This is a genomic window from Thiomicrorhabdus sp. Milos-T2 (assembly GCF_000702325.1).
Classification (GTDB): Bacteria; Pseudomonadota; Gammaproteobacteria; order Thiomicrospirales; family Thiomicrospiraceae; genus Thiomicrorhabdus.
The window spans coordinates 1,137,942-1,161,634 of sequence record NZ_KL370891.1 but is presented as its reverse complement, the minus strand read 5'-3'; the positions used below and the strand labels follow the sequence as shown (position 1 = coordinate 1,161,634).

General features: G+C 38.4%; 18 protein-coding genes. 1 reads left to right on the top strand and 17 read right to left on the bottom strand.

What is annotated here, in order from left to right; genetic code table 11:
• Positions 1 to 2: 2 nt before the first annotated feature.
• Together BS34_RS0105175 and BS34_RS0105170 are read right to left on the bottom strand one after the other, a co-directional pair.
• Positions 3 to 1,937, bottom strand: a complete 1,935-nt coding sequence (locus tag BS34_RS0105175; RefSeq protein WP_029407479.1) for an ATP-binding cassette domain-containing protein — start codon at positions 1,935 to 1,937, stop codon at positions 3 to 5.
• A 2-nt stretch (positions 1,938 to 1,939) separates the two neighbouring features.
• A complete protein-coding gene (locus BS34_RS0105170; protein ID WP_029407478.1) occupies positions 1,940 to 3,016 on the bottom strand; it encodes an HlyD family secretion protein in 1,077 nt (358 codons plus the stop codon).
• Between the two features lie 138 nt (positions 3,017 to 3,154).
• Between BS34_RS0105170 and BS34_RS0105165 the strand changes: the two genes are divergently transcribed.
• The gene (locus BS34_RS0105165; RefSeq protein WP_029407477.1) at positions 3,155 to 4,324 is read left to right on the top strand and encodes a cupin domain-containing protein; all 1,170 of its coding nucleotides are present in this window, start codon (positions 3,155 to 3,157) and stop codon (positions 4,322 to 4,324) included.
• 109 nt (positions 4,325 to 4,433) lie between these two features.
• Here BS34_RS0105165 and BS34_RS0105160 read toward each other — a convergent pair whose 3' ends face one another.
• The 15 genes from BS34_RS0105160 to BS34_RS0105090 all read right to left on the bottom strand — a co-directional run bounded on the left by BS34_RS0105160 (position 4,434) and on the right by BS34_RS0105090 (position 23,302).
• Positions 4,434 to 4,880 carry a 5-carboxymethyl-2-hydroxymuconate Delta-isomerase gene (locus BS34_RS0105160; protein ID WP_029407476.1) on the bottom strand — a complete coding sequence of 149 codons (447 nt, stop codon included), beginning with the start codon at positions 4,878 to 4,880 and terminating at the stop codon, positions 4,434 to 4,436.
• A 203-nt stretch (positions 4,881 to 5,083) separates the two neighbouring features.
• Positions 5,084 to 8,023, bottom strand: a complete 2,940-nt coding sequence (locus BS34_RS0105155; RefSeq protein ID WP_029407475.1) for an insulinase family protein — start codon at positions 8,021 to 8,023, stop codon at positions 5,084 to 5,086.
• Positions 8,024 to 8,156: 133 nt separating this feature from the next.
• A complete protein-coding gene (pnp, locus tag BS34_RS0105150) occupies positions 8,157 to 10,250 on the bottom strand; it encodes a polyribonucleotide nucleotidyltransferase (RefSeq protein ID WP_029407474.1) in 2,094 nt (697 codons plus the stop codon).
• 329 nt (positions 10,251 to 10,579) lie between these two features.
• A complete protein-coding gene (rpsO, locus tag BS34_RS0105145; RefSeq protein ID WP_029407473.1) occupies positions 10,580 to 10,846 on the bottom strand; it encodes a 30S ribosomal protein S15 in 267 nt (88 codons plus the stop codon).
• Between the two features lie 156 nt (positions 10,847 to 11,002).
• Entirely contained in the window at positions 11,003 to 11,494 is a 492-nt protein-coding gene (locus BS34_RS0105140; protein WP_051640690.1) for a Crp/Fnr family transcriptional regulator, read from the bottom strand.
• A 73-nt stretch (positions 11,495 to 11,567) separates the two neighbouring features.
• Positions 11,568 to 12,440 carry a methyltransferase domain-containing protein gene (locus BS34_RS12225; RefSeq protein WP_038126280.1) on the bottom strand — a complete coding sequence of 291 codons (873 nt, stop codon included), beginning with the start codon at positions 12,438 to 12,440 and terminating at the stop codon, positions 11,568 to 11,570.
• A complete protein-coding gene (gene truB / locus BS34_RS0105130; RefSeq protein ID WP_029407470.1) occupies positions 12,440 to 13,354 on the bottom strand; it encodes a tRNA pseudouridine(55) synthase TruB in 915 nt (304 codons plus the stop codon). The genes BS34_RS12225 and truB overlap by 1 nt, the downstream gene beginning before the upstream one ends.
• Positions 13,355 to 13,717: a 30S ribosome-binding factor RbfA gene (gene rbfA / locus BS34_RS0105125; protein ID WP_029407469.1), complete on the bottom strand. Its 363-nt coding sequence runs from the start codon at positions 13,715 to 13,717 to the stop codon at positions 13,355 to 13,357.
• Between the two features lie 125 nt (positions 13,718 to 13,842).
• Complete coding sequence (gene infB / locus BS34_RS0105120; protein WP_029407468.1) at positions 13,843 to 16,350, bottom strand: translation initiation factor IF-2; 2,508 nt, start codon at positions 16,348 to 16,350, stop codon at positions 13,843 to 13,845.
• 15 nt (positions 16,351 to 16,365) lie between these two features.
• Positions 16,366 to 17,853, bottom strand: a complete 1,488-nt coding sequence (nusA, locus tag BS34_RS0105115) for a transcription termination factor NusA (RefSeq protein WP_029407467.1) — start codon at positions 17,851 to 17,853, stop codon at positions 16,366 to 16,368.
• A 77-nt stretch (positions 17,854 to 17,930) separates the two neighbouring features.
• Positions 17,931 to 18,386, bottom strand: coding sequence for a ribosome maturation factor RimP (gene rimP / locus BS34_RS0105110; RefSeq protein ID WP_029407466.1), 456 nt, complete (start codon positions 18,384 to 18,386; stop codon positions 17,931 to 17,933).
• Positions 18,387 to 18,633: 247 nt separating this feature from the next.
• A complete protein-coding gene (locus tag BS34_RS0105105) occupies positions 18,634 to 19,293 on the bottom strand; it encodes a 3'-5' exonuclease (protein ID WP_029407465.1) in 660 nt (219 codons plus the stop codon).
• Positions 19,293 to 21,179 carry a putative nucleotidyltransferase substrate binding domain-containing protein gene (locus tag BS34_RS0105100; protein ID WP_029407464.1) on the bottom strand — a complete coding sequence of 629 codons (1,887 nt, stop codon included), beginning with the start codon at positions 21,177 to 21,179 and terminating at the stop codon, positions 19,293 to 19,295. Before BS34_RS0105100 ends, BS34_RS0105105 begins: the two co-directional genes overlap by 1 nt.
• A 294-nt stretch (positions 21,180 to 21,473) precedes the next feature.
• Positions 21,474 to 23,084, bottom strand: a complete 1,611-nt coding sequence (locus BS34_RS0105095; protein WP_029407463.1) for a sodium/solute symporter — start codon at positions 23,082 to 23,084, stop codon at positions 21,474 to 21,476.
• Positions 23,084 to 23,302, bottom strand: coding sequence for a DUF485 domain-containing protein (locus tag BS34_RS0105090; RefSeq protein ID WP_084151567.1), 219 nt, complete (start codon positions 23,300 to 23,302; stop codon positions 23,084 to 23,086). Before BS34_RS0105090 ends, BS34_RS0105095 begins: the two co-directional genes overlap by 1 nt.
• Positions 23,303 to 23,693 lie beyond the last annotated feature (391 nt).

The window sequence follows — 23,693 nt, the reverse complement described above, 5'->3', positions numbered from 1 at the left end:
TATTACTTTATAGCTGATTCAATCTTATCGACAAAAACATCTTCTAAGGTGGGTTCTAAAACCATGATATTTTCTATTTCTATATTATTGTTTACAAACATCTCTGATACGGTTTTACGAGTGTTTGTTACTGTTTGGCTAAACAGTTGAACACGACTGCCAAATAGTGCCACTTTGCTATACCCGGACTTTTGTAATAAGGATAAAGAAGTATAAGGATTTGAAACTTTAAAACTCAGCACACTTCCTCTCCTTTCTTTTAAATCACGTTTAAGCTGTTTAGGTGAATCATATGCCACCACTTTACCTGCTTGCATTAACGCTAATTTGTGACAATGTTCTGCTTCTTGCATATAGTGAGTGGTAACTAAAATTGCAACCCCTGTATTTTTAGCAAGTTCAACAAGAATTTGCCAAAACTCCCGACGGCCAATTGGGTCAACACCAGAAGTAGGTTCATCTAAAAATAAAACTCTTGGTTCATGAACTAAGGCACAACCTAATGCCAAACGTTGACGTTTACCCATAGGCAAACTACCAACAGTTGTATTTTGTACATTTTCCAGGTGTCCCATTGCCAAGACCCAATGACTGCGTTCTTTTAATCGACGTCCAGATAAACCATAGATACGACCAAATAAATCAATATTTTCATTAACCGTTAAATCTAAATAGAGTGAAAATGCCTGCGACATATAGCCAATACTCTCTTTAATGGCCATAGAAGAAGTCGCCATATCGTGCCCTGCAACAAAGCCACTGCCTTCTGAAGGCGGTAAAATACCGGTAAGCATTTTAATTACTGTACTCTTACCCGCCCCATTTGCTCCTAATAAACCAAATATTTCGCCTGAAGAAACATTAAAAGAAACTTTATCAACTGCGGTAAACTTATCAAAACGTCTTACCAATTGTTCAGCTTTAATAAGTTCTTCGGAAAGTTCTGAAGTGGACATTAATGGGGTTAAACCCTGATTTAAGTCCATTTGTGTGACGGTTTCTGGTTGATCTAAAACGTGGTTTAAGCGATGAATAAAAACATCCTCCAAACCTATTGGCACAAAATACCATCTGTCCTTTTTGCCATCTATTAAGCTCTCAATAATTTTCTGAGCTTTTTCAACAGCTATATCAAACCCAGTAATACGAATCATTTGCCCAAATTCTTCTGCTTGGGGAAAGTGACTTAATATTTTAGGCAGTAATTCTTTAGGATTTTTACTTTCAATTTCAATTAGCCAACCTGGTGTACGTTCTATAATTTCATCAGCGGTTCCACTGTCCAGCACCTTCCCTTTATGCATAACCGTTAAGCGATTAAAACGGGTAGCTTCATCCATATAGGCGGTAGAAATTAATGCGGTCATATTTTCTTCTCGCACCAACTGATTTAACATTTCCCAAAAATCTCGGCGAGAAACCGGATCGACTCCAGTTGTAGGTTCATCTAAAATCACAAAACGAGGTTGATGAATTAATGTACAAACCAAACCTAACTTTTGCTTCATGCCACCAGATAGGTTTTTCATTGCTCGGTCTTTAAACTTATTTAAGTTAGAAACCTCAAGCAACATTTTTTTACGTTGCTGCAATGTCTCTGAAGACACCCCCCTTAGATTAGCAAAAAAATCAATATTTTCTTCAATGCTTAAATCAGGGTATAAATTTAATCCAAGACCTTGTGGCATAAAGCCAAGACTATGTTTTATTTTTTCAGCCGATTTATCGGAATCAATTAGCTGGTCAAACACCCTAATTTGACCAGAATTAAAACGTAATACGCCTGCTACAGCTTGCATTAAAGTACTTTTACCTGCTCCATCAGGGCCGATTAAACCGTATATTTCTCCAGTTTGAATGGACAAAGAGATATCGTCTACAGCCTGTATTTTTTTATAAGATTTTGAAAAATCTTTTATCTCAACCGCTATGGACATTTTTATTTAACCTGGATATATGCATCAGCAGGTAAACCAGGGGTGACTCTATGTTTTGGGTTTTTATCTAAATAAAACTTAATTGCGTATACTAATTTAACGCGTTCATCTTTGGTTTGAACTTCTTTAGGGGTAAATTCGGTTTGCGATGCAATATAGCGAATAGTGGCAGGAAACTTAACATCCGGTAAAGAGTCAATAACAATCTCTGCTTTTTGATTTAAATGTACCAATCCTAGCTTGCCTTCAGCGATATAGCCTTTTAAATAAACTTCATTTAAATTCACAATATTAAATAATCCACTACCTGATGCAACCACCTCACCTTTATTGACCAATCGAGTTGTAATTACTCCAGCCGTTGGGGATTTAATCGTCATATCATCTAAAACGCTATTGGCTTCAGTTAAGGCCGCTTTGGCTTGTATTACTTGAGATTGTACCGTGTTAACATCTTGCTGCTTAGCTTCAACCTGATCCCAACCCAATTGGGTTTCATTTAAGGCTTTTTGCGCTTGATCTAATGCAGCACGAGCAATAGTGACATCATTTTGTGCGACTTTTTTAGCTAATAATGCTGCCTCATATTGATGTTTTTGAATAGTCCCTTTTTCATATAAACGTTTATAACGTTGAGAATCAAGCTTTGCTTGAGAAGCATTTTCAATAGCACTTTTTAAAACGGCTTGAGCATATACAACAGCAGATTCTGCAGTTTCAATTTGTAATGGAACTTGTTTTTTTAAGACCTGAAAATTCATCTCGACCGCTTTTAATTGAGCTTGAGTAGCATTGTAAGCCGCCTTTGCTTGAGCAACTTGCGCACGAACTTGAGCATCGTCTAAAACAACCAAAACTTGACCTTCCTTTACCTCATCGCCCTCTCTTACTTTTAAATCTATAACCTTACCGGCTACTTTAGTAGAGGCTAAATAATTGTCGGCTTCAGTTCTTCCGTTGAGCTTGACCACATCGTCAGATAATCCATTAGCTTGTTTTTGAAAATAAAAATAACTAGCCCCGATAAAAATAGAGAGTAAAACCAAAAAAACCAAACGAACTTTTAATTTAGGAGTCATTGCATAATCCAAATAATTGCACAAATTAAAAAAAGAAATTACTCAATAAAAGAATGGAAGATTGAGTCATCAAAGATATTAGGAAACAGTTATAATTTACCAGACAATTTAATAATTAAAAATAAAAAATAAAAAATAATGATTCATTTTAATAAAACAAGTCTTTCTACTTTTTTAAACCAATATTGGCAAAAGAAACCTTTAGTGATTCGTGGTGCTTTGCCTGATTTTGAAACACCGGTTTCTGCTGAAGAATTAGCAGGCCTGTCTTTAGAAGACGAGGTGGAAAGCCGTATTGTCATTCAAAAATCAGAAACCGATTATGAGCTTAAAAAAGGCCCTTTTGATGAATTAACTTATAAAAATTTACCTGAAGACAATTGGACGTTATTGATTCAAGGCATGGATCGTTTAGTACCAGAAGTCACGGATCTATTAAATGATTTTGACTTTTTACCTCGCTGGCGAATTGATGACATTATGATTAGTTACGCTACCAAAGGTGGCAACGTTGGCCCACACTTTGATCACTATGATGTATTTTTACTGCAAGCGGCTGGTAAACGTAATTGGAAACTCACCTCACAAGATTGCTCTGAAGACAACTACATTCAAGGTGTTGATTTACGTTTAATGCAAACCTTTAGGGTTGAAGAAGATTACATTTTTGAAAAAGGTGACATTCTATATATTCCCCCTAAATGGGGACACCACGGTGTGGCTTTAGATGATGAATGCATGACCTACTCTATTGGTTACCGCACCTATCGCGGGCAAGAACTTTGGGATAGCTTTGGTGACCATCTATCAGAGATGGGAAGTTTTAAAGATTTATATATTGATCCTACTTGGCAAGAAAACTTAAACCCTGGTGAAATTACCGATGATGCTAGTGAGCAAGCTCAAGCCCTGCTAAAAAGCGTTTTAGATGATAAAACACTAATGAAAACTTGGTTTGGACGTTTTGCCACTCAGTTAGACCAAGTTGCTGCACAGCAACTTCCAGAACCATTAACTGAAGAAGAAACACCAACCTTTGAAGACTTTATGGGGGCGTTACAAGTTGAACCAGGCCTGTTAAAAGATGCGGTTTGTCGTTTTGCCTATGCCGAAATTGAAGGTACGACTCAACTTTATATTAACGGAGCAATCTGGAATACCTTTGGTGCCAACGATAAATTTATTGCCAAGCTAGCCAATCAATCGTTTTTAACACAACAAGAGATTATGTTAGCTGGCGATATTGAAGGCAACATCAAACTGCTGTTTGATTTATGGAAGCTTCAATACTTGGTTTTTATTGAATAACCATTTGATAAAAAAGCCTAAATAAAAGACATAAAAAAAGGGAATAAAATTCCCTTTTTTATTTAAAAACATTATCTTACAAAATCTTATTCTTTACTTCTATACATCTCTACTTCTCTACCAAGGTTTTTGAATAACTTGGCGTATCCATCTCAACAACTTCAACCGTTATCACCATTGAATGTTTAGCGGTTGATTTAACCATCCGTTCAAGCGCGTTTACTATGGTTTGAGATAACCCTTTTTTTTCATTTTCAGTTTTACCTGAATGGGTTTTACAAACAACATGAATAAAACCGGTATTATTTAATCCAAGCTTATAAAACTCGGCTGCATAGGTTCTGACTTTTATGTTCTCTGACTTAACAATATTGGTATTTGCCACGGCTTCAAAAACAGAATCTACCAGGCCTGGTATACTCAAAGGCATACTCAAAGGCATACTCAAAGGTGTATTCAAAGGTAAACGCTGTGATTGACCCATTTTGTTGTGAGTAGAGGGTAAATCTTTAAATTCAAAAGAATCTTTACTGTACTCAATAACAATATGGGGCATCAATAGTTATCTCAAGTTTAACGAGTTAAATGAACTTGAGACCTTTGCACGAGATAGGTGCGAAAGAAAAATGAGGAAAAATTCACCTGATTGCGGCGGAAAACGCAGGGAATAGCTTGCTATTCGCAAGGTTTTCAACAAAAATCAGGTGGATTTTAACCATTTTTACTCGCGCATACTCTCGTGCAAAGGTCTCAACTCAGCTAAAGGGTAATAATCTCAAATTCAGAATCGGCTAATAATTCAGCTCCTCCCGTATTGGTTAAAACTACCGATGAAGTATTGTCAGCGGTTATATATTTTTCGGCCAATTCTCTTAACTCTGCAACGGTAGTTGAGATGACACCATGACGATACGCCATACGCACATCATGAGTACGACCATACAAATCTTGGAAGAACGCTTTCTTCATTTCACCGGCAGGAGAGCCCGGTTTATCCATAGCACTAATTACATTTAAAATGGCTTCATCCACTTTAGCTTGAGTAGCTTCACTACTCATTAACCATTCGTGAGCACGTTTAAAATCGCTATAAGTTTCTAATAGACGTGGATCACGGTAAGAATAAAAGACAAATGCATTGGCTTCTGCATTGTAGGTAGCTCCACCACCATAAGCACCGCCCTTTTCGCGGATAGCAGAATGTAAAAAACCATTTCGTAAACAAGCTCCTAATACTGAAAGCTTAGGTGCATCCTCATGATCTGAAGGTACCGCTGGGTAAGCCAAAGAACAGAAATTAACTTGAGTACTCGTTACCCAGGCCTGGTTAACAGGGGTTTGACTCGCATTAAATTCAAATTTTGCGGTTTGTTTAACCGTATTTGACTGATTCCAAACTTGCTCCATAGAGGTAAGTGCTGATTCACTACCCGATTCATCACTAATCACTAATGCCTGTTTATTAGACTGAATGACTTTATTTTGAATAGAGGATAAACCTGCAGAGAAATCCGCCATTGCCTCATCAGACTTTAAATCTTCATGTAAATTTTTAATGTATTGAATGCCTGAAAAACCTGAACGTTCAAATTTCCAACGTGCCGCTGGTGTATAGTTTTGCACCGCCGCCATCATCGCTAAGCCATGACCATTACCGGTAATGCCATGGTCAACTGAAGCTCGAATTTGTGAAACTAAGTCTTTTAAACGATTATTTTCATCAAAACGTGCTTCATTCAAAGTTTCATGCAAAAGTTCAGCCATTGGCTTTTGATTGCGATTTAAGGCTTTTGATGACAGCATAAAGTGACTATGACAACCTTGCGGGTCACCAATTTTTGAATGCACGCTAGAACGTGCAGAAATTCCACCTGACACCTCAGCCTGGTAGGATTGCATTTCAATATAATCACGTTGTTGCGTACCTACTTCGGTTAAACAGCTATTAAACAAAGGCATTAAACGCTGCTCTTGTTCATTTAGGTCGGGTAAATCAATAATCAAGCGTTCGTAAGTTAATCCATTTGTACCGCATTGGTAACTTTTAACAGCCATTTCACCAATATTAACGTTATTTGCTTGATACGCTTTAATCTCTGCGGGAATATCAGCTTTGGTCACTTCCGGTAAAATAGTTGGATCATCTTCTTGTGATTGACGTTCCTCTAAAGCTACCGCTTGTTCAATAATAGCTTGCTTTTCAGCATCGCTCAGTTTCGCTTTAATCTCCGCTAACTTGGCTTTTTCGGCCTCTTCTTTTTGGGTGGATAATGTTTTATCAGGCGACATGGTTAAACGCACTCTATGCGAGTTATTGAGCAACAATGATTTAACCAGGCCTGGTATAAAGTCAGGAGATTTAACTTCATTTTCTAGTTGTTTTAAGGCGGCATTCGTATCTAACAATGCAATGGGATCACCATCATGCAGTGCCCCTGCTAAAGAATGAAGAATAAGCTGCAAACCATAAGGATAACCATCACCACCCACTTCTCGTTGCGATAACTCTAATTGATGCAACATGGCTTCTACTTGAGATTGATCAACGCCCTCTTCAGCAATTCGCTCTAGTTCTTGCAAAATCATAGATTCTATTGCGGGGGCGTGTTCTGCTTCTGAACCTTGCACACCCACAACAAACGCCATCTCTTTGTTAGATTCTTCTAAACCACATAATGGTGAAGGTGCATTTGCCAGCTCAGTTTCTTCTAATAACTTACGCAGTGGTGAAGCACTATTATCTAACAAAACAGAAGACAACAAATGACCACGAAGTACATTAAGCGGGTCTTGGTTTAAACCTAATAGCCAACCTAAAACAATGTGAGTTTTGGCTGAAACATCTTCTTCATCCAATGAATACGTCGCCTCAACCATTTTTGGTTCTGCATAACGTTTTTCAAGCCCAACATGCACTTGCGGTACGGTATCTTTAAAACGCGCTAATGCAAGCTCTTCAAACTGGGTTTGGTGTTCAACAGCGGGAATATCGCCGTAAGTCATAAATACCGCATTAGAAGGATGGTAGTGATTTTTGTGAAAATCCAACAACTGCTGATGGGTTAAATCTGGAATATCCTCCGGCTCACCACCACTGTTATAGTGATAAGTTGAGGTTGGATAAAGTTCTGTAGTAAATGTCTGCCACAAAGTTGAAACCGGCGAACTCATCGCCCCTTTCATCTCATTAAAGACCACTCCTTTGTATGTTAAATCTGACTCTGGATTAGTCATCTCTTCAAATTCAAAACGGTGACCCTCTTGGGCAAAATCTAACGCGTCAAGATTAGGGAAAAACACGGCATCCATATAAACGTCTAATAAATTTTGGAAATCTTTACGGTTTTCGGTCGCAAATGGATACGCTGTCCAATCACTTGAAGTAAACGCATTCATAAAAGTGTTTAAAGAACGACGAATCATCATAAAAAATGGATCACGTACTGGATATTTCTTACTACCACATAAAGTGGTGTGTTCTAAAATGTGGGCAACACCGGTTGAGTCCATTGGAACAGTGCGTAAGGCAACTAAAAAGACATTTTGAGGATCATCTGCAGCTAAATGATAGTGCGCCGCACCAGTCAATTTGTGTTCAAAATGCTGAATAGTAAGATTTAGAGAGTCAATAAAGTGTTCACCTTTAAACTCAAATGCTGGGTGAGAAGTCTGTGCCGATTGGATTTTGTTTTCGCTCATACTGTTTCCGTTTATTTAAAAGAGACCTTTTACATAATTTTCAGTGATTATAAACAAAAAAGGCCGCCATAAGGCGACCTTTAACAAGAATACTATTGAGATAAAATCACTATTGCGACTACCTCATTAGCATTTATTCTTTATCAGCATCTTTTAATGAAAGTTTAACGCGACCTTGTTTATCAATGTCGGTTAATTTAACACGAATTTCTTGACCTTCTTTTAAGTAGTCATTCACATTTTCTACACGCTCTTCAGCAATTTGAGACACATGAACTAAGCCTTCACGACCAGGCATATAGGCAACAAAAGCACCAAAATCAACGATTTTCTTAACAACGGCATCATAGGTTGTACCAATCTCTGGCTCAGCCGTAATTTCAGCAATACGTGCTTTTGCCGCATTGGCTGATTCATCATCCGTTGCCGCAATTTTAACGTTACCGTCATCATCAATTTCAATAGTACAGCCTGTTTCTTCAGTAAGAGCACGAATGGTTGCCCCACCTTTACCAATAATTTCACGTACTTTTTCTGGTTTTACTTTTACCATAAAGAAACGTGGTGCCGTTGCACCAACAGACTCATTTGAACCACTGATTGCTTTAGACATTTCACCAAGAATATGCAAACGCCCGGCTTTAGCTTGCTCTAACGCAATCTGCATAATCTCTTCTGTGATACCCTTAATTTTAATATCCATCTGTAATGCAGTGATACCTTCTTCAGTACCCGCTACCTTAAAATCCATATCACCTAGATGATCTTCGTCACCCAAAATATCTGAAAGTACTGCAAAACCGCTCTCTTCTTTGATTAAGCCCATCGCAATACCTGCAATTGGTGCGGCAATAGGGACACCTGCATGCATTAACGACATAGAAGTACCACAAACCGATGCCATTGAACTTGAACCATTTGATTCCGTAATTTCTGAAACCACACGAATGGTATATGGAAACTCTTCAGCTGTTGGCAATAAAGCCGCTACACCACGACGAGCTAACATACCATGACCAATTTCACGACGACCTGGACTACCCGTACGACCACACTCACCAACTGAGAATGGAGGGAAGTTGTAATGCAACATAAAACGATCTTGATAAGAACCGGTTAAGTCATCAACAATCTTAGCATCTCGTTCTGTTCCCAATGTTGTTACCACTAATGCCTGTGTTTCACCACGAGTAAACAGAGCTGAACCATGTACTTGAGGTAATACACCTACTTGGCAATTAATCGCACGAACGGTTTGAGTATCACGACCATCAATACGAGGTTCACCAGCAATGACTCGGCCGCGAACGATATTTTTTTGTAATCTAGCAAACTTGCCTTCGATTGTTTTTTCATCAAAACCAGCTTCGTTAGTTTCAGATACCCCAAATTTAGCAATGGCTTTAGCTTTAGCTGCATCTAATGCCGCATAACGTTCCATCTTATCCGCAATAGAGTAAGCGGCTTCAACATCAGAACGAATCAATTCAAATACAGCATCTCTAAGCTCAAAGTTTATTACAGGAGGTTGCCAGTCCCAACGAGGTTTACCTATTTCTGCAGAAAATTCAGAAATCGCATCAATAGCGACTTGCATTTGCTGGTGGCCAAACATAACCGCACCTAACATAATATCTTCTGGAAGCTCTGCAGCTTCTGATTCAACCATTAATACAGCATCGCTAGTTCCCGCAACGCTAAGTTCTAAATCAGAAGTTTGCAAACTTTCTGGGCTGGGATTTAATAAATACTCATCATCACGGTAACCCACAACAGCAGCACCAAGAGGACCATCAAATGGAATACCTGAGATAGCTAAGGCGGCAGACGTTCCTAACATGGCTGGCACTTCGGTACCCACTTCTGGATCAAGAGCAACCACCGTTGCAATAATTTGAACTTCGTTTAAGAAACCTTTAGGAAACAATGGACGAATCGGTCTATCGATTAAACGTGACGTTAAGGTTTCTTTTTCTGAAGGACGGCCTTCACGTTTTAAAAAGCCACCAGGTATACGACCAGCTGCATAAGCTTTTTCTTGATAATTTACCGTTAGTGGAAAAAAGTCTTGTCCTGCTTTTGCACTTTTAGCCGCTACTGCAGTAACTAAAATACGAGTCTCACCCATACCAACCATCACGGCACCGTCTGCCTGACGTGCGATTTCTCCGGTTTCTAATGTAACTTGGTGATTTCCGTACTGGAATGTTTTAGTAAACTTGGCCATATTGTGTCCTTTTATATATCAGTGGTTTCATCTTCAATGCTTTGGAAAGGTTCTGTATTTGATTGTCTGAAACCTGAATCCCTAAATAAACCCGATGAAATGTTCTAAGCTATTTTAATTTAGGACTATTTAGGGATTCAGGCTATCGGGTTACAGGCAATGCGTGTCAACCCAAAGCTGAATCATTCTACTATTTATTACTCATCAATTAAAACTAATGCATGAAATTTAGAGAAAAAATCAGCAAAAAAATTAGGCAAAAAAAAACCCTGCATTGCAGGGTTTTCTTTGAGCTTAAGGTTATGTTGAGTAATTATCTTAACAATGAATTACTTACGTAAACCTAAACGCTTGATAAGCGCTAAATATCTTTCACCATCTTTCTTGTGAACGTAATCTAAAAGCTTACGACGACGGCTAACTAAACGTAATAAACCAGTACGAGAATGGTTATCTTGTTTATGTTCTTTAAAGTGCTCAGTAAGGTATTTAATACGTGCAGTTAAAAGTGCAACTTGAACTTCTGGTGAACCAGTATCACCTTCTTTTGTTGCATATTCAGCAACGATTTTAGCTTTAGCTTCTGCGTCAAACATAATGTTTACTCCATTGGATCGGTCTTAATAAAAAATCGCCTCCACAACCGATGATAGGGACGAATCCGAGCATTTTACTGATTTTTAATTAAAATACAAGACTTTATATAAAGACCTTTGCGCAAACTACTCGAACAAAGGTCTTATGTAGGAAATTTAACGCTTTCCAACTCCATGCATATAATGACTTAGTGCAGAGATATCATCTCCCATATGTCTGACTAAGTTATCTAAACTCACAATTGCATTTTCAAGTATATTTACTGCAATATAGGCTTCTTCTACTTTTAGGCGGTCATACATAGGACGACTTAACATTAAGAATGTAACCCCTTTTTTGCATGATTCCATACGTAAGTTACGAGGTTTTCTGTCAAAGAAAGACATTTCACCAATTAAAGTTCCAACCCCTTGTTTACCAACAGGTGCTTTATCTTGGCCATCAGAACTTGTGAATTGAACCTTTCCTTCTATCACAAACCCTAAAGCTTCACCCACTTCGCCAGCGTCTGAAATCACTTGATTTCCTTCGTATTCCTTCTCTTGAAGGTAAGGAATTAAGCGCCCCACTTCATCTTTAGTCAGTGACTCACAAATAGTATGTTCTTGAAAAAATTTAAACAGTTCTTTTTCTGACATTGATATCATGAAATATTCTCCTAAATAACGCTTTTAACTTTAGTCATTACGTCTTATCTATTGTTTTGTATATTTTCTTATATTATTGCGAACAGGCTTTTTGGGCTATAAATGAGAGCACTGGCCGTCCATCGTTTAATTTATCTATTCTATCAATAATTATATTAAAGCCCGCAAAAACTTCAGCAAGTTCAGTTTTACCTAAAATAAAGTTAGGGTTTTTAGGCGAGCTAAATTGCTCCACACCTTCTACAAAAGTTTGAAACAGAACAAATCCACCAGGCCTGGTAGCTTTTTTAATATAGTCATACATATCACGATTTAAAAAACGCACAACCGTAATTAAATCGAACTGTTGCTCAGGTAAACATCCCTGTTTTTTAATATCGCAGCATTTAAACTTAACGGAAGTTCCTGATAGAGAACTTAATGCTTTAGCCCGCTTGAGCACTTTTGCTTCATGATCAATAGCAATAACATTCATCCGATTTTTGGCTAGAAAAATAGCATCTCTACCGCCGCCACATCCAATATCTAAAACACTTGGGCGGTATACGACCTTACCAACCTTATCAACCTCACCAAAGGTTAAAGATTGATTATGAATTAAATCGACAAATTCTTTTACCAGTAAGCTTGGAGACCAAAGCGTTTTTGATTGAGAGCCGTTTTCTACCAGGCCTGGTAGTTTGTTTGCCCATTGTTGCATAGCCTTTTGAGACTCTATAACTAAAGAACCTGTCACTTGATAAGACTTACTATCTAACAGCAAACTCGCCGCTTCAATTTGATCTTTATCTCCTACAAGATAAAGAGAAGCAGGTGCGGCAGGTAAAGCGTTAAGACTCTCTGGCAAATCATTTATACTTAACCAAGTAGAGTTATTTAGATGCCCTGCTTTATAGTCTTCTAAACTTCTTAAATCTAAGATGCCATCAGCTTTGGTAAATAACATTAACCGGCTTCACTCTCAGGTAAATTAAAAACTCGCTTAGGTTTTAATAACTGTTTTTCAGCTTGCCATTCGCCCACGGCGATACAAATATCATTTTCATAAAATCGTACTAAATTGGTCTCAGGTTTAGCAAATTCTAACTTGCCTCCATGACGAATCAAATCAGCCTGTTCAGAAGTTAAATCAAATCTTTGCAAGTGCTGGATGGCTTCATCTATCGGGTGCAGACAATCATCTAGTTGAATTTCTATCTCTTCTAAAGTCAACATATCATCCCCCTTTAAACTACCCGTTTGGGTACGGTGTAAAGCGGTTAAATGACCGACTGTTCCAAGAGCCTTGGCAATATCTTCACCCAAGGTTCTAACATAAGTTCCTTTAGAACTATGAACATCAAAGATAATTTGATTAGCGGTAAAAGAGACTAAAGACAATCGAATAATACGAATGGGGCGAGCAGGACGTGCAATTTCTATACCTTGACGCGCATAAAAATAGAGCGGTTTACCTTTATGCTTAAGTGCAGAATACATGGGTGGCACTTGTTCAATATCACCCAAAAACTGAGAAAAAACTTGATTAATAAGTTCTTCTGAAAGCTCAGGTACCGGTAAAGTTTGAATGATTTCGCCTTCTATATCTCCGGTATCAGATTGTTCACCTAGGTTAAGCGTAGCGGTATAACGTTTGTCTGAATCTAATAATAAACCCGAGACCTTGGTCGCTTCGCCTAAACAAATGGGTAACAATCCGGTGGCAAATGGATCTAGTGCTCCGGTATGTCCGCCTTTTTTTGCATTAAATGCTCTAATCACTTGTTGCAAAATACCGTTAGAAGATACGCCTGCCGACTTATTCAGTAACACAATACCGTTTACCACACGTTTAGGTGGTCGTTTAAACTGCTGAGCCATTTATGTATTTAGTGCCTTATTAATCAAATCTTCCATATGTTGAGCATGCTCTGGAATATTGTCATAGTAAAAACGAATATGCGGCACAATACGTAAACGTAAACGTTTACCAATCTCTGAACGGAAAAACCCTTGTGCCTTTTCTAGTGCGGCTAATGCATCTGCTACTTCAGGGTCATTTTCATTAAACCCCATTAAGGCAAAGTGAATTTTTGCAACACTTAAGTCTTTACTGATTTTACAATCGGTAATACTAATATTTTGAAAACGAGGATCTTTAACCTCTTGCACAATTAATTGTGCAATGGTTCTACGAACCTCTTGAGCCACACGTGTTGGTCGACTCACTGCTTGATTACTCATATTTCTTTCTCGTTTAAAATCAAAAAGCCCCAAATAGCTGGGGCAATTTGAATCAAGGACTTGATTTATAAAGTTACCAGGCCTGGTAACTTTATAAAAACCTTATCTATTTGATTAAATTTAGTTTAATCTAAGGTACGTTTGACTTCTACGCGCTCGTAGCACTCAATCTGGTCACCCACTTTAACGTCATTGTAATCCTTAACACCGATACCACATTCCATACCTTTGTTAACTTCATTAGCGTCATCTTTAAAACGACGTAATGACTCTAGATTACCTTCGTAAATAACCACGTTATCACGTAATACACGGATAGGGTTGTTACGTTTAACGACACCCTCTGTAACCATACAACCGGCGATAAGACCAATTTTTGGCGCCTTAAAGACTTCACGTACATCCGCCACACCAACGATGTTTTCTTGAATATCTGGAGCCAACTTACCTTCAACAGCACGTTTAACTTCATCCACAATTTCATAGATAATGCTGTAGTACTTAAGACCAATACCTTCGCTATCAATAATACGTTTTGCAGAGGCGTCAGCACGAACGTTGAAACCAAAGATTAACGCGTCAGAGGCAATCGCAAGGTTAGCATCGGATTCATTAATACCACCGACACCTGAAGAGATAACATGGACTTTAATTTCTTCATTCGAAAGTTTAGTTAAGGCATCTGTAATCGCTTCGATTGACCCTTGAACATCTGCTTTAAGAATAATATTGATGTGCTGAACATCACCTTCAGCCATCTTATTAAACATGTTTTCTAACTTAGACTTTTGCTGACGTGCAATCTTAAGCTCTTTAAACTTACCTTGACGGAATGAAGCGGCTTCACGTGCTTTACGCTCATTTTCAACGGTAATCATTTCATCACCAGCAACAGGCACACCAGAAAGACCTAACAGCTCAACTGGAATAGAAGGTCCGGCTTCAGTTACCGATTGCCCTGCATCATTAACCAATAAACGTACACGACCATATTCCATACCACAAAGAACGATATCACCTTTTTTCAAAGTTCCTGACTGTACAAGAACTGTTGCAACCGTACCGCGACCTTTATCTAGACGTGATTCTACAACCACACCTTTAGCTGGTCCTTCGGTAGGCGCTTCTAATTCTAACATTTCAGACTGCAACGAAATGGCATCAAGCAGGTCATCAATACCAAGACCGGTTTTAGCAGAAACAGGAACAAATTGAACATCTCCACCCCACTCTTCAGGAATAACTTCTTCAGCAGCTAACTCTTGCATGACACGATCCATGTTAGCGGTTTCTTTATCCATTTTGTTAACGGCAACCACCATACCAACACCAGAAGCTTTTGCGTGTTGAATCGCTTCCTTAGTTTGAGGCATAACACCATCATCAGCCGCCACAACAATAACAATAACATCTGTAATATCTGCACCACGAGCACGCATTGCAGTAAACGCGGCGTGACCTGGAGTATCAATAAAGGTAACCCCACCCTTATCGGTATCTACATGATAGGCACCGATATGCTGAGTGATACCACCCGCTTCGCCACTAACGACTTTAGCTTTACGAATGTAATCTAACAATGATGTTTTACCATGATCAACGTGACCCATAATAGTTACCACTGGAGAACGTGTCACAGTTGCACCATCATAGTCTTGGTTTACCACTTCATCTTCAACCGTTGTTTCAGTGAAAGCAATCGCTTTATGCCCCATCTCTTCAACAATCAACATAGCCGTTTCTTGATCAAGAACTTGGTTAATGGTAGCCATAGTCCCTAGTTCCATCATCATAAACTTGATAACTTCACCGGTTTTAACAGACATTTGTTCTGCAAGTGCTGCTAAAGAGATACTCTCTGGAACCTTAACCTCTTTAATCACTGGTTCAGTCGGTTTTTGGAAACCATGTTCCTTATCAGCTTGAGCAGCCTGACGTTTATCAACTTGGCCACGACGACCTTTATTACCACCACGACGACCTTTATCGTTAAAATTACGTCCTTTTGGAGCCGCTTTTCCTTTAGGTCCATCTGTACCGTCATTTTTCTTACGATTGTCTTGATGTTTTTTGTCTTTAGCTTTTTTAGTTGACTTAGAGTGGTCTTCTTTAACAGGAGCAGGCGCAACAACTTCTGGAACAATCTCTACTTTTATAGGTTCAGGTTCAGGTTCAGGTTCTGCTTTAGGCGCTTCTTTAACTTCTGGTTCAGGAGTTTTTTCTGCTACTTTTTCAGCGACTTTTTCAGGCACCGTCTCAACCACTGGAGTTTCCACTACTGGAGTTTCTTGAACTGGCTCAGCCACTTCTTCTACCACTTCTTCAACCGCTTCTGGTTTTTTAACGTAAGTACGTTTTTTTCGAACTTCAACATTTACGGTACGCTTTCCGCTACCAGAACCCGCTGAAAGGTTTAGCGTTTGCTTACGACGCAAAGTCACTTTTTTAGGGGCATCACCCGATACATCCCCGTGTAAACCTTTTAAATAGGTTAATAATGTGCGCTTCTCTTCTTCTGAAAGAGAGTCTGATTCAGTTTTACCCTTAACACCAGATTCATTAAGTTGAGAGATTAGTTTGTCAACAGAAAGGTTAAGCGTCTCTGAAAATTGTTTTATTGATACTTTGGCCATTACTCTTCCTTTTTATTATTCAAACCATGGAGCGCGAGCTTTCAGGATTAATTCACCTGCAGCTGCTTCATCCATCTCTACAAACTCTAATAACTCATCTGTACCCAACTCGGCTAGGTCTTCTTGAGTAACAATACCGTTTCCTGCTAATTGTTTAGCCATATCGTCAGTCATACCTTCTAAAGCTAATAGGTCTTCAGCAGGCTCTGCCATTGCCGTTTTTTCTTCTGCGGCAATCGCTTGCGTTAACAATGCATCTTTTGCACGTTGCTTTAATTCAGCAACTAAGTCTTCGTCAAAACCATCAATTTCTAGCATTTCTGCAGCGGGTACATAGGCAACTTCTTCAACGCTAGTAAACCCTTCCGCGACAAGAACTTCTGCAAAATCTTCATCAATATCTAACGCATCAACAAAAATATCAATTTGACCTTTTGACTCACTTTTATGTTTCTCAGCCATATCTGACTGAGTCATGACATTAAGTTCCCAGCTAGTTAATTCACTTGCTAAACGAATGTTTTGACCATTCTTACCAATTGCTTGAGAAAGCTGTTCATCATCAACCGCTAAATCCATCGTATGGCGATCTTCGTCTACCATAATTGAAGTCACTTCAGCAGGAGCCATTGCATTAATAACAAACTGAGCATCATTAGGATCCCATAAAATGATATCAATACGCTCACCGGCAAGTTCATTAGTAACCGCTTGAACTCGACCACCACGCATTCCTACACAAGCTCCAATAGGATCAAGACGTGAGTCATTGGCACGAACAGCAATTTTTGCACGGAAACCAACATCACGAGCTGCACTCATAATATCGATTAAATCATCTGCAATTTCAGGAACTTCAATTTTGAACAGCTCAATCAGCATCTCATTACAAGAACGCGACATAAATAATTGAGGCCCACGAGGACGAAAAGACACTTCTTGTAAATAACCACGAACGCGATCACCAATACGGAAGTTTTCACGACCAACAAGTTGGTTACGCATGATAACAGCATCAACATTTTCACCCATATCAAGAATAACATCACCACGATCAATGCGTTTAACCTGACCCGTTAATACTTCACCAACGCGTTTTTCGTAAACTTCTACCACTTTCTTACGTTCAGCTTCACGAACTTTTTGAATAATTACTTGCTTAGCCGTTTGTGCACCAATACGCCCAAACTCAATCGATTCCATTGGTTCTTCAATGTACTGACCGACTTCAATATTAGGATCTTCATCAACCGCATCCATTTCACGAATGTACCAACCTACGTTGTCTTCAATCGCAACATCATCTTCAATCACTTCCCAACGACGAAAAGTCTCATAATCACCTGTGTGGCGATCAATACTTACACGAACATCAATTTCATCATCATTATTTCTGCGGGTTGCTGTCGCTAATGCCGTTTCAATCGCGTCAAAGATAATTTCTTCATCAACGCCTTTTTCATTGGCCATAATTTCAACAACGGCTAAGATTTCTTTACTCATTTCTGTCTCGCTCTAATTCTGTTACTACTAAAATCTATTTATCTTAAAAAATCTGTTAATTTCAATAAAGAATGGGGTTAAAACTTAGGTACTACGTTCGCTTTATCAATTAAATCGAATGGAATCTCAAATACTTCACCATCCACTTCTAATTCAATACCGGATTCAGTCACTGTCGACATAGGTCCCTTAAAACGTTTACGACCTAAAATAGCCATACTAGTACGAACTTGAACTTCTTCACCTTTATAACGTGTGTACTGCTCTGGAGTGAATAGCAATCTATCCATACCAGGAGATGAGACTTCTAAACGAAACTCGCTACTAATGACATCTTCAACATCTAAAATAGCGCTTATCTGTTTGCAAACAGCATATGTTTCATCAGAATTTACAGTTCCATCTGCTTTTTCAATAAACACACGTAATAAAGTGTGTCTACCAGCAGGCATATATTCCATACCCCACCAATCAAATCCCATGGATTCAACAGTAGGTTTTAAGGCGTTTTTAATTTTTTCTTCAATCGTCACGTAAAACTCTTTCCAGTAAGGTTTTAATTTATAAAGTTCAAATAACAAAAAACCCCGTAAAGACGGGGTTTTTTAAAATTCAAGCCACCGCTTTAAACTCTTTTAAAGCGACCCTCGATAAAACTTTTAAAAAATCTGCGCGAATTATATCGTTTTTTGTTTATTTGTCAAGAACTTAAGCATGAATTTTTGTAGAATCTTTATTGACCATATACCAAGAAAAAGGCATACAAAAAGGCAAATTAATTTAACTATCCTGTTGTAATTTAACAAAAATAAGTGCTGTCATTAATGCATCACTAAAAGCATCATGTTGACCAATATTGGGTATATTTAGTTTTTTTAGAATATGATCAAACCCCAAATCAATATTTGGCTCAATACAAGATCGCCGATACTTTTGCATAGCATGCTCATAATACATACCTGAAACTTCAATCTGTGGGTTAGGCAATCGAATTCCTAATTGGGGCTTAATCACTTTATTGACCATAGCAACATCAAACTCAAGATAATACCCTACTAAGGTTGCACCCTTTATAAAATGCAAAAAATTCTTAATCGCTTCAAATTCGTCCTCATAAAGAGTTTCACTATTTTCAACATCCAAATTTCTAATTTGATGAATCGCAATACTATCTGCTGAAATAGCTTCTTGCTGTTTAATAACTAAATTTAAACTTTGACTTGTTTGGATTTCATTACCCATAATTTTGATGGCACTAAGCGTAATTATGCGATCATTTTTTTTATCTAAACCCGTTGTTTCACAATCAAAACAAACAAACACCCCTGGTTCAACATCAAACAAAAATTGGTAATTAGGGTCTTTAAGTTGACGCTTAAGCCGATTTAATTTTGAACTTTTTAACCACGCCGTTATACTATTTAACGTACCATTTACCATCACATTAACCCATCCAATGCAAAATGATGATTAATTCGTTTTTTAAATCCCTCAACAACCACAAAACTCTGTTTAAGCAAGTCCTGTTGCATATGACTTAATTCTGACAACCTAATTTTATTATCAGGAAGTTCAACACCCTCTACTAGCTGCTTCAACATAGATTCTAAACGCAATGTATTTAAGAAGTTAAGGGTTTCTCCTAACTCAATACCAAACTCTTTATCAAAGACACCCGCATCCATTAACGCCTTTATTCGCCAGTGAGTGTTGGTTTTTTCAATTCCAGCTTCTAAGGCATAACAACGAACACCATGCACAATACTAAAAATCCCCCCCTTTTTAATATCAATAACCTCATGCCCCGCTTCAGATTCTGCAACCAATCCACCAAAAAAACCTACAGGGGTTTTAAACCGTAAAACAGATACTGCAAAATGGCGTAAAAAATTAGAGTATTTTTCTTTTTCATCCAACAAAATTTGTTTAAGTCGTTTTAGCCATTCTTCACGTCCAAAAACCACCTCTGCATCAAAAAAGATAGCCGCATACATAAAATTCTCTTCAGAGGGGTTAGCAAACCAATCTTTAACTTTTTGCGCAAAGTCTGTTTGACTCATTCGCCAATAAGCATTAGACAACATAATATTTCCAGGACAGGCTGGAAAACCCATTTGTTGCAAAGTGGCTATAAACGTTTGTGAAAACTGCGCCACCTCTTCAAGCTCAATCTCGGTTAATCCATCAGAATAAATAAGAGCATTATCTTGGTCTGTTCTTATCACCTGTTCAGAACGCCCCTCACTTCCCATTACAAACACACAAACCTTTTCTAATAGATGTTTGGGGAGTAAAAGTGTGGCGAGTTTATTAATCATCTTTCTGTGAAGTTCATTAACCAGTTTGGCAATATAGTGAGTTTTAATCCCTTTATGATGTAAATTTCCAATTAGCCCATCAATTTGCTCTCCTAGTACTACTAAATCACTTACGGTTTTAGCCTGATCAACTTTTAATAACACCAGGCCTGATTGATTGGCAAATAAACTCATTAAATCTTTTTGATGTAAAAATCCTAAGTAGCCTTCATCACCTCTTACCACTAATCGATCAATTTGAAACCGCGTCATTTTTAATAATGCATTAAACAAATAATCAAATTCATGTACAGTTTGTACCGGTTTATTCGCTAGACCGCCTAGCCTTAAAGAAGCGATATCTGGCTCATTATTAGCCATAAGTTTTAAAATATCGGTAGAAGTAACAATACCTATTTCTGAATTGTTAGAATCGTCACAATCGTCACAATCGTCACAATCGTCAAATTCAACAATGCAAGCATCTGTTCGATGTTTAACCATTTGTTGTGCGGCATGATGCAAAGTTGCATCTGGAGGCAACGAAACATAGTTTTGTAAAGGTGCCGAACAAACTGTATCCATCATGACCTCTGTTGAGGTAGCCGATTGTATCGCTTCATGAATACGGTTTAACTTTTCAACAATAGACGAATTGAAATAATGAGAAAATTCGTGATTATCTTCAAACGCTTTCAAAAAAAGTTTTGCTGGAAGCTTATAGGCTATTGCCTCTTCTTGAACTTCATAATGTGCTTGAATTTCATTTTTGCCCAAAATAGCCGTATCACCAAAAAAACCACGCACACTATATCGAGAAGTAATTTCTTCATTTTGAATTTCTGCTACCTTGCCCTTTATAAGCAAATAAAGGTAATTTTCAGATATTGAGGTAGAAACTTCAATGAGCGTTTTTTGAGGAAAATAAACTACATCCATACTATCGGCAAGTTCATTTAAAAGAGGCTGGGGTAATTGATTAAACGGTGGGATTTGAATCAGAAAGTTTCGTTGTTGCGTCATTGCCATTTTATTCTAACCCTTATGATTATATTGCTATGAGACCTTTGCACGAGATAGGTGCGAAAGAAAAATGAGGGAAAATTTGCCTGATTGCGGCGGAAAACGCAGGGAATAGCTAGCTATTCGCAAGTTTTCCAACAAAAATCAGATAAATTTTAACCATTTTTACTCGTGCATACTCTCGTACATAGGTCTCTACATTAATACAATCATACATCTAAGAGTTCACTTAGAACAAATATTTAAGACAATAAAAAAAGGGGCTAAAAGCCCCTTTTTTATTACGAAAAATAAGATAACTTATTTTGCGTGAGCTTTTGCCATAAACTCTTCAATATTTCCTTTATCGCTAGTCATCATACTAACAACAACTGTTACTATGATTGCAACAGGAACAGAGTAAAGTGCAGGGTTAACTAATACATCTAAACCTAACATTGTTTTAAGTCCAAAGAACTTAGAGAATGTGAATAGTAAAGATAGTACTAGACCAGTTGCCATACCATAGATAACCGCTTGGCTAGATAAACCTTTCCACCAAACCGCAAGTACTAGAACAGGTGCAAAAGTAGAGGCTGCAATACCAAAACACATACCAACAAGCATCGCTACGTTTTCTTCTTTTAGCCATACAGACATACCAATCGCAATAATTGCTAGGAAGAAAGCACCCATTTTTGCAAATTTAAGCTCTTCTTCATCCGTTGAGTCTGGATTAATAACCCCTTTATATAAATCATGCGCTAATGAAGAAGTTGCAGAAATTAATAGACCCGCAGAGGTACTTAACATTGCCGCCATTGCTCCAGCTGCAATCACACCCATTAGAAGCTGACCACCAAGCATATCACCAAGCATAGGCATGGTCATGTTCTTAGCTCTACCAATTTCACCATCAGTAATCATTTGTAATAACTGAGGGTATAAAGCGTACATTGCAATCAAACCAACAAAGAAAATAGCTGCATAGAATATTGCTAAACCCCAAATAGTGATTTCAACTGATTTACGAGCGTCAGATGCGCTTGATACAGTGTAGAACTTAATCAAAATATGAGGAAGACCTAAAACACCAAAAAACAGAGCAATAACTAAAGACGCTTGGTTAGCAAAGTCACGAAGACCTACACCTGGAGTTACCGCAGATGGAGCATCAGCCATAATTGCACGAACTGCTTCAACCGCTTCACCAGGACCGGCTGCTGCCGTTGCTGCTGCTACCGCTGCCGCATTACCTGCTGCTAGTTTTGCCGGAACCATAGTTTCAGAGGCTTCGATTACGCCCGCTGGGTTACCACCAAATAAGTGAATTACACCAAAAATCAGTAAGAAAAGCATTGCAGCAAATAGGATTGAACCTTGAATCGCTTGGTTATATGAAGTTCCTTTCATACCACCGATGATTACGAATAATGCCATCAATGACCCTGTAACCAATACAGTTGGTAGATAATCCCAACCAAGAAGTAGACCAAATAAATGACCCGCACCTACAATCTGTGGAACTAAGTACATAACGCAAAGTACTAACGTTGAAAACATTGCAACGGTACGAATCTTCTTAGTATTTTCAGAGAAACGTGCATTTAATACGTCGGCAGCCGTGAACTTACCCACATTTTTCAAAGGACTAGAAATGGCAATTAAGACCACAATCCATGCTGCAAAGAAACCGATAGCAAGCCACCAACCATCAACCCCCATAAGAGCAACCGCACCAGCCACACCTAAAAAACTTGCAGCAGAAGCGTAATCACCTAGCATTGCTAGACCATTTACCGTTGGCGAAATGCCTCCACCAGCTACGTAGAAGTCTGATGTACTCCCTGTAGAACCACGGTGATAAAAACTAATCCAAATCGAAAGCGCTATACCAAGGCCAACAATAATTAGAGCAACCATGTTTTCCATTATTCGTTCTCCTCAGAATCCATCTTTTTTAGATACATACGAGTAATGATTACACCTGTAATGATGACCAATAACCCGCCCCAGATTGCTAATGGCATTCCCGCCACATCTGTCGCAGCAATGTCTTTGAACGTTGCACTAACCATCAGCGCAATACCAAAGTACAAGACTGTGAAGACAGCTAATAAAATAGCTGAAAACTTTTCTTTATTATTCACAATACCTCTCCTCAATGAGATTCTTATTTTTTAATCTGTCTATAAGAGACCTTTGCACGAGAGTATGCACGAGTAAAAATGGTTCTAGGTACCCCTTGAGGGTAAAAATTGACCTGATTTTTGTTGTACCCCAAGGGCACTTCCGCTGGGCGACAACTTGCGAATAGCTAGCTATTCCCTGCACTTTCCGCCGCAAACGAAGAACTCGGCGCCCGAAGGGGTAAGTCGAGAATCAGACAAATTTTTCACCCTCAAGGGGTACTCACGCCTATTTTTCTTTCGCACCTATCCGTGCAAAGGTCTCTATAAAAACAGAATCTGCGCAATTATTACGTTATTAAGCCTAAGTTTAAAATAAGTTTTATTTATGGATACATATATAAATAATTCT